Here is a 1,651-nt window from a genome sequence, read left to right on the forward strand (position 1 = left end):
TTACATGTTCGGGTAATTCGGCCCGCCGCCGCCTTCCGGCGTGACCCACACGATGTTCTGCGTCGGGTCCTTGATGTCGCAGGTCTTGCAGTGCACGCAGTTCTGCGCGTTGATCACCAGGCGGTCGCTGCCGTCGTCGTTCTTCACGAACTCGTACACGGCCGCCGGGCAGAAGCGCCCCTCCGGCCCCGCGTACGTGCGCAGGTTCACGTTCACCGGCACGCTCGCGTCCTTCAGCGTCAGGTGCGCCGGCTGGTTCTCCTCGTGGTTCGTGTTCGAGATGAACACCGACGACAACCGGTCGAACGTCAGCTTGCCGTCCGGCTTCGGATACTCGATCGGCTGGCATTGCGACGCCGGCTTCAGCATCTCGTGATCCGCATGCTTGTGGTGCAGCGTCCACGGCACGTTGCCGCCCATCACCTTCTGCTCGATCCCGACCATCAGCGTGCCGAGGTACAGGCCCTTGGCCATCCACTGCTTGAAGTTGCGTGCGCGGTACAGCTCCGTGTACAGCCACGACTGCTTGAAGGCATCCGGGTACGCGTTCAGCTCGTCCGACTGGCGGCCGGCCTGCACCGCGTCGAACGCGGCGTCGGCGGCCAGCATGCCGGTCTTGATCGCCGCGTGACTGCCCTTGATCCGCGATGCGTTCAGGAAGCCCGCGTCGTCGCCGATCAGCGCGCCGCCCGGGAACACCGTCTTCGGCAGCGACAGCAGGCCGCCCGCCGTGATCGCACGCGCGCCGTACGACACGCGCTTGCCGCCTTCGAGGAACGCGCGGATCGATGGGTGCGTCTTGTAGCGCTGGAATTCCTCGAACGGCGACAGGTACGGGTTCGTGTAGCCGAGGCCCACCACGAAGCCGACCACGACCTGGTTGTTGTCCATGTGATACAGGAACGAGCCGCCGTACGTATCCGACTTCAGCGGCCAGCCGGCCGTGTGGATCACGAGGCCCGGCTTGTGCTTGGCCGGGTCGATTTCCCACAGTTCCTTGATGCCGATCCCGTACGCCTGCGGATCGGCGTTCGCGTCGAGCTTGAACTTCGAGATCAGCTGGCGGCCGAGGTGGCCGCGGCAGCCTTCGGCGAACAACGTGTACTTCGCGTGCAGCTCCATGCCGAGCTGGAAGTTCTCGGTCGGCTCGCCGTCCTTGCCCACGCCCATGTTGCCGGTCGCGACGCCCTTCACCGAGCCGTCGTCGTTATAGAGGATCTCGGCAGCGGGGAAGCCGGGGAAGATCTCGACGCCCAGCGCCTCGGCCTGCTGTCCGAGCCAGCGCGTGACGTTACCCAGCGAGATCACATAGTTGCCGTGGTTCTGGAAGTTGGCGGGCAGCGCCCAGTTCGGCGTGGTGACCGCGCTCTTTTCCGACAGGAACAGGAAGCGGTCTTCCGTCACCTCGACGTCGAGCGGTGCACCGCGCTCCTTCCAGTCGGGGAACAGTTCGTTGATCGCGCGCGGGTCCATCACCGCGCCCGACAGGATGTGCGCGCCGATCTCGGAACCTTTCTCGAGCACGCACACGCCGATCTCGGTGCCTTTCTCGGCGGCCAGCTGCTTGAGCCGGATCGCCGCCGACAGCCCGGCGGGGCCGCCGCCGACGATCACGACGTCGTATTCCATCGATTCGCGCGGGCCGTATTGC

The 1,651-nt window shown here is 65.8% G+C and carries 1 protein-coding gene; it reads right to left on the minus strand.

Annotated features, from left to right (window positions below):
- The coding region (locus C5O79_RS37845; RefSeq protein ID WP_205746241.1) for an electron transfer flavoprotein-ubiquinone oxidoreductase at positions 1-1,651 on the minus strand (1,651 nt) is incomplete at its 5' end.

The organism is Burkholderia sp. SRS-25, assembly GCF_004343765.1.
GTDB lineage: Bacteria > Pseudomonadota > Gammaproteobacteria > Burkholderiales > Burkholderiaceae > Burkholderia > Burkholderia contaminans.